At 34.0% G+C, this 10,974-nt stretch carries 5 protein-coding genes and 1 pseudogene; 4 read left to right on the top strand and 2 right to left on the bottom strand.

The features are described from left to right. Positions 1–293 precede the first annotated feature (293 nt). From B5P42_RS29415 to colA, 3 genes are all read left to right on the top strand, one after another. Entirely contained in the window at positions 294–1,055 is a 762-nt protein-coding gene (locus tag B5P42_RS29415; protein ID WP_113735901.1) for a hypothetical protein, read from the top strand. Between the two features lie 120 nt (positions 1,056–1,175). Continuing rightward, the gene (locus B5P42_RS29410; protein ID WP_113735900.1) at positions 1,176–2,018 is read left to right on the top strand and encodes a phospholipase C; all 843 of its coding nucleotides are present in this window, start codon (positions 1,176–1,178) and stop codon (positions 2,016–2,018) included. A 778-nt stretch (positions 2,019–2,796) separates the two neighbouring features. Further along, complete coding sequence (colA, locus tag B5P42_RS29405) at positions 2,797–5,703, top strand: collagenase ColA (protein WP_113735899.1); 2,907 nt, start codon at positions 2,797–2,799, stop codon at positions 5,701–5,703. A gap of 421 nt (positions 5,704–6,124) precedes the next feature. Here colA and B5P42_RS29400 read toward each other — a convergent pair. Next, positions 6,125–6,831, bottom strand: a pseudogene (locus tag B5P42_RS29400) (IS6 family transposase). Positions 6,832–7,092: 261 nt separating this feature from the next. On the opposite strand from B5P42_RS29400, the gene B5P42_RS29395 reads away from it, so the two are divergent. Further along, entirely contained in the window at positions 7,093–8,733 is a 1,641-nt protein-coding gene (locus B5P42_RS29395) for a family 14 glycosylhydrolase (protein ID WP_113735897.1), read from the top strand. Positions 8,734–9,488: 755 nt separating this feature from the next. On the opposite strand, the gene B5P42_RS29385 is transcribed toward B5P42_RS29395, so the two are convergent. Next, positions 9,489–10,055 (bottom strand): plasmid pRiA4b ORF-3 family protein, encoded by a 567-nt coding sequence (locus B5P42_RS29385; protein WP_000650501.1) that lies wholly within the window; start codon positions 10,053–10,055, stop codon positions 9,489–9,491. Positions 10,056–10,974 lie beyond the last annotated feature (919 nt).

Genomic DNA, 10,974 nt, shown 5'->3' with positions numbered 1-10,974 from the left:
ATATTTATGCTTTCATTATAGTAAGCGTTCGCAATAATATTTACAAATAACGATATGTAAAATTGCATATATATATCTGTATTATCGAATGAAAGATCTATGAAGCCAATGAACATGCAGGTTTCCCTTTTGGTTTATTAGTTTCATCAGAAAAGAATTCAGACCTCTGAAAGACTTTTGTAATATTTATGAAAGGGAAATGAAAGATTTACTAGATAGAATAAGACTGTTCTACTAGTAGATGATGCACGCAGATGGTAAAAACATTAGTAAAAATAAGGAGAAGTTCAGGTATGTTTATGAAAAAAAAACTGTCTATATTTACATTTTTAGCACTAATATTTAGTTTGATAGTTACTGTTTTTCCTACAAGTTCTGCTTATGCAGCTGAGGACAACCGTATACTTGATATTTATGGGGATCCAGTCCAGACATCTAAAGATTATATAATGGTACGTAAAATTTTGGATGGCAAACCTCGGCGTGATGCTTATGCAGGTATAGGTCAGAAGAGACTTGGAGTAACTTATGAGAAGTTTGCGGGTTGGCACTATGTAATTCAGTATAAAGATAAATCTTATTATGGTACTGCTGAGACTCATAAGGATACAAAAGGTAATGAGTACTATGGTACACCTATCAATTTTGAAACTCCAGATGGGGTAGAAAGTGATGGATATTTAAGACATAATACGCCAGTTACCATGTCAATGTGGATTGGAGGGCCAAATGCTGAGGCAGGAGGAATTAAAAAATATGTCAATGCAGGGAATCGTGGCTGGATTTATTTTAGCGACCAATCAAAAAGTACGTTAACAGTTTGGGAACAAAATGCAAAAGAAATCAATTTAATAACAGGTAAAACTGATTATCTTAGAGATAAAATGGGAAGACCTTGTGATTGGTACAGTGCAGATCCACAAAATTCTGAGTATGGAGTTACAACGTATTTCGAGCTAGAAACTTCAGATCAACCATTTTCAAATCAAGATAAACTATGGGGAAGTTCTGCGCCGCCATATCAATCTGGTTATGAATTAGTACCTTTACCATAGAGCATCTATTACATTTAGATTTATATAACTGTACTTATTAATATGTAATGTGTCTTTCAGTAAGGTAAGAGAAGATCCTATGAAAGAAATTTAAATTATATATCAAATGGAGGAATATTTATGAAAAGAAAAATTTTAGCTATAGCTTCTGTAATTGCTTTAACAGCTCCTATTCAAAGTGTGGCGTTTGCACATGAATCTGATTCGCCTATTGCTTTAAAATGGTCAGCGGAATCTGTACATAATGAAGGAGTAAGTTCTCATTTATGGATTGTAAACAGAGCAATTGATATTATGTCCCAAAATACGACTGTGGTAAAGCAAAATGAGACAGCTCTATTAAATGATTGGCGTACTAATTTGGAGGAAGGTATTTATTCTGCAGATTATAAAAACCCATACTATGATAATTCCACATTCGCTTCACACTTCTATGATCCTGATTCGGAAAAAACATATATTCCATTTGCTAAACAAGCAAAGCAAACGGGAGCAAAGTATTTTAAATTAGCTGGTGAAGCTTATCAAAATAAAGATATGAAAAATGCATTCTTTTATTTAGGATTATCACTTCATTATTTAGGGGATGTCAACCAACCAATGCATGCAGCAAACTTTACTAACATTTCGCATCCATTTGGCTTCCACTCAAAATATGAAAACTTCGTTGATACAGTGAAAGACAATTATAAAGTAACGGATGGAAATGGCTATTGGAATTGGCAAAGTGCAAATCCAGAAGAGTGGGTTCATGCATCAGCAGCAGCAGCAAAAGCTGATTTCCCATCAATTGTTAATGATAATACGAAAAGTTGGTTCCTAAAAGCAGCGGTATCACAAGACTCTGCTGACAAATGGCGTGCTGAAGTAACACCGGTAACAGGAAAACGTTTAATGGAAGCACAGCGTATTACAGCTGGATATATTCATTTATGGTTTGATACGTACGTGAATAACAAATAACAAATACATTTACACATAACAAAAGTTATTTATGCTATACAGTAAAATTTCTAACAGTGGGGGCTTCATCCCCCACCCATCTTCTTTGTTTCTCTCTGAATCTTGATGTGTAAGTCTTGTTTGATAAGTCTATTTTAGAAATCTAAAAGTCTTTTAAATCAATGAAAGACTTTTGTAACATTTATGAAAGTAAATTGAAATGTATTTAAACTAAGATGTACATATCGAAGGTGATTTTATTTCAAAAAGTATAAGCAATGTACAGTATAATTTCATCTTTTGCATTCTTGTAAAAATGATAAAAGAAAGAGAGAGGTTGCATGAATTTAAATTAAGAGAAGCATAGGATTACGCAGTAGATATTTTATTAATTTTTACATCTAGGTAAAAACAGACAATCAGGATCAGCTTCATTATCACTAGCATATAGAGATGACTATTCTAACTCTGGTAGATTCACATACAGATATGATCTAGTTGATCTATATTACTACAATGAACCTGGTCGTATTAAATCAGTAGGCTCAAGTTATTTACAAAGTGTTTATCATTTAGCATATTCAATTTTAATTTAAAAAATAAGATTATAAACCACAGAAAGGCACTCATTCGATACTCATTAGAGTGCTTTTTTTGTTCAAATTATGTCTAAACATATCAATTTCTTTTTTTGATATGGTATCGCTGTGTACAGAAATACCAAATAAATATTGCATTTTAAAATATTTTATGATAATAATTAGTTTTTTAAATGTAATTTATAAATGGAGGAAATGTTATGAACAAGAAATCAAAATTTACTCAAATGATACTCGGTATTAGTACAATGGCCTTATCATTTGGAAGTATCCAAACACAAGTATCAGCGGAAGAAAACACACCTTATAATGTGTTACAAAAGAAACCAATTGGGATAGAAACTTCAACAGATGAAATTGCACATTCTACAAAAGCAGACGAAACATTGTCTTATGAAGAACGTTTAAAAGTAGGCGATTTTTCACAACGTCCAGCTCCGGTCGTGAAACGAGCAGCGGCAAAACAATTTCAGCAAAAGTATTCTGTGGCAGAGCTGAATAGAATGAGTAATGACGAATTCATCGATACATTGGCAAGTATTAGTTGGAATCAAATTACAGATTTAGATCAATTTAATCAAGAAACAAAAGAGTTTTATCAGAATAAAGAGCGAATACAGGTTATTATTGATGAATTAGGTCGTCGTGGAAGCACATTTACAAAAGATGATACAAAAGGGATTGAGACGTTTGCTGAAGTATTACGTTCCATATCTTATGTAGGCTTTAATAATAAAGAGGTAAGCTATTTAAATGAGCGAAGCTTTCATGATAAATGTTTACCTGCATTAAAAGCAATTGCAAAAAATCCGAATTTTAAATTTGGTACAGATAAACAGGATGCAGTGGTATCTGCATACGGTAAATTAATTAGAAACGCTTCTTGTGATGCTGAAACAGTTCAATATGCGGCGAATATATTAAAGCAATATAACGATAATATTTCCACATATATAAGTGATAAGAAGAAAGGGGACGCCTTGTTTGAGCTTATACAAGGGATTGATGATGATATACAGTCTTACTTGTTTGAGACACGTAAAAAAGCGGATGAAACAATATGGTATGGGAAAATTGATGGTTACATAAATGAAGTTAGTCGAATGGCTCTTTTGAACCATCTAACAACAGAAAATAAATGGTTAATTAATAATGGTATATATTATACTGGTCGTTTAGGGAATTTCCATAGTAATCCAAATAAACCTTTAGAAGTACTTACACAAGCAATGCATATGTACCCTCGTTTAAGTGAGGCTTATTTTAATGCGGTAGAGCAAATTTCAACAAACTATGGTGGTAAAGATTATAACGGAAATACAGTAGATTTCAAGAAAATACGTGAAGAAGGCCAGCAGCAGTACTTACCAAAAACGTATACATTCGATGACGGCTCTATTGTATTTAAAACAGGAGATAAAGTAACGGAAGAAAAGGTTAAGAAACTATATTGGGCTGCAAAAGAAGTAAAAGCGCAGTATCATCGTGTAATTGGAAAAGATGGAGCGTTAGAATCAGGGAAAGCTGATGATGTACTGACAATCGTCATTTATAATAATCCAGATGAATATAAACGAAATAGCCAACTATATGGATATGATACGAATAATGGTGGAATTTATATTGAAGGAATCGGAACGTTCTTTACATTTGAGCGTACACCGCAGCAAAGTCGTTATAGTTTGGAAGAATTGTTCCGTCATGAATTTACACACTATTTACAGGGAAGATACGAAGTTCCAGGATCATGGGGACAAGGAGAAATGTATCAAGATCAACGTTTGACTTGGTTTGAAGAAGGAAATGCAGAATTTTTTGCAGGATCTACTCGTACGAATAATGTTGTTCCGCGCAAAAGTATAATTAGTGGATTATCATCTGATCCTGCGAAACGTTATACAGCAGAACGAACATTATTTTCGAAATATGGAGAAGGAGAAGGAGACGAAAAATGGGACTTTTATAATTATTCTTTTGCACTGCAGTCTTACTTATATACTCATCAATTTGAAACTTTCGATAAGATTCAAGATTTCATTCGTGCAAATGATGTGAAGAATTATGATGCATATCGTGAAGCTTTAAGTAAGGATCCAAATTTAAATAAAGGATACCAAGACTATATGAAGCAGTTAATTGATAATCAGGGTACATATAATACTCCGCAAGTATCAGATGATTATTTAGCTACCCCTTCACTAAAGCCACTAGCTGATGTAAAGAAAGACATTACAGATGTAGCAAAGATAAAAGATGCAACAATGACAAAGCATAAGTCTCAATTTTTTGATACGTTTACATTAGAAGGAACATATACAGGTGGCGTAACAAAAGGAGAATCTGAAGATTGGAAAACGATGAGCAAGCAAATCAATCAATCTTTAGAACAGTTAGCGCAAAAAGAATGGAGCGGCTACAAAACAGTTACAGCGTATTTTGTTAATCATCGTGTGAATGCGAACAATCAATTTGAATACGATGTTGTATTCCATGGCGTTGCAACGGGGGAAGAAGAAAAACAGACTATTAAAGTAAATATGAATGGACCGTACAATGAGATATTAAATGAAAAAGTTGAGTTTCATAGCGATGGTACAGAAAGCACAGGTGGAAAAATTGTTTCTTATCTCTGGGATTTTGGAGATGGTACAACAAGTACAGAAGCAAATCCTACTCATGTATATGGAAAAGAGGGGACATATACTGCAAGGCTAACAGTGAAAGATGATAAAGGAAAATTAAATCGCGGGCAAACAACGGTTACCGTAAAAAAAGATGAGCCAGCAGGTCATGGATTTGATAGTGCAAAGGCAATTCGTTTTAATAAGCTTTTCAAAGGAAGTATGGATATGCCTAATATGGCGTATATGTATACGTTCGAAGTCACATCTCCAAAAGAAGTAGATATTTCTGTTATAGATGAACAGGGAATTGGAATAGGTTGGAATTTGATTCGTGGAACAGATATGGAACATCCTGTCGCTGAGGGCCAAGTGGATGGAAATAATATAAAAGGGAAAATTGAATTAGAACCAGGGAAGTATTACTTAGTTATGTTCTTTTCTGAGGAAAACAGAAATGGAACATATTCATTATTAGTGAAATAAATCCATTTCCAATGTATATATAATGGTTATTTTTTAGAAGGAGCCTATCACTATAGGCCCCTTCTGTTCTTTTTTAGAGAGAATGGATCGTTTAGCTGAAATACCATTTAGCTATTACAGTTAGCAGAACAACTCCGTGAGAAGGATGTTCGCTTTGCAATTAAAATACTTGTCGTACTTGAACAGACTTCCTGACTAAGATTATGCTCTCTAATTTTATGTATAAATTTAGAGAGCATATCCTTCAGGGTTCAGTTGAGATACATGTAAAAATGAGTCATAGACTGCATTCGTTTTCCAATATATTCATTTTTTTGCAACAAGTGTTGTGCTATAATAAAATGCCCATAGTCTTAAGAAGGTTCTGGTGCAAAAAGATGATAAATAAAAAAGAATCAAGGATTCCTAACGGAATCACCTGTTAAGCAGTTAATCCAAACAGCTGGTTGATAAAAATATTCTGATTTTGGACAGACTGGTCCTGCAAATCAATTTGTTTTTTTTGACCATATGCATGGCTTCAACACCACTCAATATAGAGGCTGCTGTTTTGTATGATTTAAATCCCAACATAGAGCGTATACGTTTGTTAATAAAACGATGATCTTGTTCTAATATGTTATTTAAATATTTTATCCTTCGGATTTTGGTGCCTATTGGTATCCTTTTTTCTTTCTTCAACTGTTCGATAGCAATTGGATAAGCAGGGTTCTTATCAACCGTGATGATACGGGGTTTTGAGACATGAAAAGACCGCAAAGCTTTCTTGAAGAATCGCTTTGCAGCCTTATGATTTCTAGATTTACTCAAATAAAAGTCAATCGTGTTTCCTTCAGAATCAACGGCACGATATAAATACACCCATTGTCCTTTTACTTTTATATATGTTTCGTCCACTCTCCATGAGTTATTCGTTTGTTTGAGATGACGTCGAATTCGTTTATCAAACTCCGGCCCATATTGATGTACCCATCGCATAATAGTTGTATGAGCAAGGAATAACCCTCGTTCCTCCATCATTTCCACCAAATCACGAAAACTTAAGTTGTACCGTAGGTACCGACGTGCAGTTAACAAGATGATGTCTGGTTGATAATGTTTCCACTTAAATAAATTCTCCTTTTCCATACTGATCACACACCTTTTATAGAGTAGTACTATCAGTATTTCCAAGTTTGATAGACCATTTTCATATACTTCAAAATTTTTGCACCAGAACCGAATAATCTGTAATCGAATTTTAAAATAAACAAGTTAATTAATCTAGCTTGTTTATTTTAGTTTAATATTATGCAATATTTTTCATGCAAACGATTGCGTTTTTCGTATATAATGAAAACGGATACAGAAGTGTTTTATAAATTTAAAAAAGGGAAAAGGAGAAAAGGGATGAAAAAACAGTTTCAATATTATGGTATTGTCATTTTATCTGTCTTGATGTTATTTGTATCTCTATTAATTCCACAAGCAAGTTTTGCAGCCGTAAATGGAAAAGGAATGAATCCGGATTACAAAGCTTACTTAATGGCGCCATTAAAAAAGATTCCGGAAGTAACAAATTGGGAGACATTTGAAAATGATTTAAGGTGGGCAAAACAAAATGGTTTTTATGCTATTACTGTTGATTTTTGGTGGGGAGATATGGAAAAGAACGGGGATCAGCAATTTGATTTTTCATACGCACAGCGTTTTGCTCAATCAGTAAGAAATGCAGGTATGAAAATGATACCTATTATTTCTACACATCAGTGTGGTGGAAATGTTGGCGATGATTGTAATACACCAATTCCTTCATGGGTTTGGAATCAAAAAAATGATGATAGTCTTTACTTTAAATCTGAAACCGGAACCGTTAATAAAGAAACATTGAATCCACTTGCTTCAGATGTAATTCAAAAGGAATATGGTGAACTATATACGGCATTCGCAGTAGCTATGAAACCGTATAAAGATGTAATCGCAAAGATATACTTATCTGGGGGACCAGCTGGAGAGCTGAGATATCCTTCCTACACATCTGCTGATGGAAGCGGTTATCCATCACGTGGAAAGTTTCAAGCCTATACAGAATTTGCAAAATCAAAATTCCGTTCATGGGTATTAAATAAATATGATTCCTTAAATGAAGTGAACAAAGAGTGGAGTACAAAATTTACTTCTGTTTCAGAAATTTTACCACCAAGTGATGGGGAACTGTTTCTAAAGAATGGATATAACTCTTCATATGGAAAGGATTATTTAGAATGGTATCAAGGTGTTTTAGAAAGTCATACAAAATTAATTGGTCAATTGGCACACGATGCTTTTGATCCAAGTTTTCAAGTACCAATCGGCGCAAAGATTGCAGGAGTACATTGGCAATATAATAATCCGGTTATACCTCACGGGGCAGAAAAGCCAGCAGGGTATAATAATTATAGCCATTTACTTGATGCTTTCAAAAGCGCAAAGTTAGATGTAACATTTACTTGTCTAGAAATGACAGACAAAGGTAGTTATCCAGAATATTCAATGCCTAGAACATTAGTACAAGAAATTGCAACATTAGCTAATCAAAAGGGAATTGTATTAAATGGTGAAAATGCTTTAAGTTTAGGAAATGAGGCAGAGTATAACAGAGTTGCAGAAATGGCTTTTAATTATAATTTTGCTGGATTTACGTTACTTCGGTATCAAGATGTAATGTATAACAATTCATTAATGGAGAAATTTAAGGATTTATTAGGTGTGACTCCTGTTATGCAAACGATTGTAGTAAAAAATGCTCCTACAACAATAGGAGATACTGTTTATATTACTGGGAATCGTGCGGAATTAGGAAGTTGGGACACGAAACAGTATCCAATTCAATTATATTATGATTCTCAAAGTAATGATTGGAGAGGAAATGTTGTGTTGCCAGCTGAAAGAAATATAGAATTTAAAGCATTTATTAAAAGTAAAGATGGAACGGTCAAATCATGGCAAACAATACAACAAAGTTGGAATCCAGTCCCACTGAAGACTACCTCTCATATAAGTCGGTGGTAATTATAATATGTAAACAAAAAAAATCCTTTAATAAGTGATAAAGGATTTTTTTTGTTTTTGAAGGAAAAATAAATCGTGAACTACTCGCCACTTAGCAAAGCTTGAAGTGGGAGCTTCTCAGTTCCACGACGAAAGTAACCTTTCGTCTCCCTGAGCGTTACTTCAGATGTCCAACGCTTGGACGCTCTCTTGGTACGGTTGATATTTTACGCAGGAACCGAATGGCTTGGTTTTCGCACTCTATTTTCTTCCTGCAACCTCCTATATCAAGTTATCAAAGAACTTCATATAGCTAGTTTATCAAAAGTTTTGGCTATGCCAAACCAAAATTCATCTCCCGCCTACCGTTGGGCTATCGTCCTTCACACGCTTGAGGAAGGAGAATTCTTTCGGTAAATTCGTTAAAAAATGTCACATTCCTCTTTCTAGTTCTGTTGCAAAGTTTCCGAAGACATAAAGAGATGAGGAATATTGCGGATCAGTTTTATGAAACTATTAATAATTCATGTAATTCGTTATAGGGGTCTCGCCACATCGCTATCAAGCTAAGGTTATGAAGTACCATCACGACTTTCACCGAAATCACAAGAAGTCATATAAGGGATAGCACTACCCATAAAGCAAAAAATACGTTATCCTTTCTGTAGAATCATAGGAAAGAATAGCGTATTTTTTCATTTTATGGGGTATTTTGTTTTGTTAGGTTGATAGCGATGTAGCGATATCCCATAAATAAACTAGCATTCATTTAGCACTTAATCACAATAAGTTAATCCTTTATTAATTTCGTGTATGTCAAAGAAAGAAGGATCAAAATTTAATAAATCCCATTCTGCGTAGATTTTATGTTGTGGGTGTGAAGAATCTTTTATCGCTTCTAAAAATTCAATATACCCTGGAATGCCCCCAATATCCTCTAATGGCGCCGCATTTTCTCCTCCTATACATTTTATTTCATCAGAAGGTTGATCAAATATCTTTTCAACATGAATCTGTAACAGCCAATGATCTCCAAAATCATATACATATTGAAAAGCCTGATCCGTTTTTCCGATATGTTGGTGTAGCATAGTTTTATCAGCATGTAGCATCGGGGACGACGTAGTCATTGCCAATGTATGAAAGGAAATGCTCGGATCAGGAGGAGATGAAATTACATATTTCCCCACAGTAAATTCAAATAAATGTTGGTGTTGCCACTGAAATAAGCATTGAATCACGTCATGTAAATCATCAAAGGATAAATCTGTCGGTAAACTAACTCTTCTCCAAATGGGGAAAGGACATCCCACTAATTCCAAGTGCAATTGATAACATTTCATTTGTGTTTCCTCCGGTTTTAAATGGATGGTATAGGTCTAGTTTTCATTTTCGCTGAAATAGTAAGAAATATAAAGTATAAATCAATAGGAGGAACAAAAAATCATGCTAGTGTACAAAGAATTCGTTTAAATGTGTCCAATTTGTGTCTAAGTGTACAATTTTCCCGAAATGGTATGGTGAGGCCATGCCCATCAACTTAAGCAATTCGTTGTTACCCTAAACTGAAAAAATGAGCTGAATTGTAGATAGGTAAAAATTTTCGTTTAGGGGGGACTTCACATGCCCATCAAGCTAAAATCTTATAGTACCCCCATAACGAAATTTTGTACTAACTTGTAACAAAATGCTCATTTTTTCGTTTTGAGGTATTTGCATTTCTTAGCTTGATGGTGATGTGGCGGTACCCCATAGCTATCCAGTTAATATTTTAAATTACCCCCATAACGAAAATTTTATATCACTACAACAGTCATTTATGAGAAGTTAGGCCATTTTATTTATTGCTACCCTGTTTTCTTGTGACACTTAGTACAATTATAGACAACATCTAAAATATTAAAGACTTTCTTTTTCTCATAACAGTGGCACTTTCGCCCGTTTTTCTGTAGGAGGATAAACAGGCGAAGCAGGATCAATTGAGTTGGAAGCTTTTGATACAATCCGATATAAGCTTCGTAAATTTCGTGGGTTTGTCCTGGGTGTAGCTGGAATGGATTTGGCAATTGTTACAGAAAAAAACCGACATTCTTACAAATCTGGAAAATTGAAAATGGCTGTTTATGAAATTTTCAATATTTATACTTAAAGTTGGTGCTACTTCTTTATTGCATTAGATAGCAATGTAATTTATAATACGTTTAAATGATTAAATTCTTAAACGGAAGGTAATGTTAGCGAAATGAACTGTAATGATAAAGT

This window comes from Bacillus sp. SRB_331 (assembly GCF_003264175.1).
Taxonomy (GTDB): domain Bacteria; phylum Bacillota; class Bacilli; order Bacillales; family Bacillaceae_G; genus Bacillus_A; species Bacillus_A mycoides.
Note: the sequence above shows the minus strand (reverse complement) of the source record. Positions and strands in the feature narration are given on the sequence as shown.

Coding starts and splice junctions, on each gene's coding strand:
- B5P42_RS29415 (WP_113735901.1), top strand. CDS start 294: ATGTTTATGAAAAAAAAACTGTCTATATTTACATTTTTAGCACTAATA.
- B5P42_RS29410 (WP_113735900.1), top strand. CDS start 1,176: ATGAAAAGAAAAATTTTAGCTATAGCTTCTGTAATTGCTTTAACAGCT.
- colA (WP_113735899.1), top strand. CDS start 2,797: ATGAACAAGAAATCAAAATTTACTCAAATGATACTCGGTATTAGTACA.
- B5P42_RS29395 (WP_113735897.1), top strand. CDS start 7,093: ATGAAAAAACAGTTTCAATATTATGGTATTGTCATTTTATCTGTCTTG.
- B5P42_RS29385 (WP_000650501.1), bottom strand. CDS start 10,055: ATGAAATGTTATCAATTGCACTTGGAATTAGTGGGATGTCCTTTCCCC.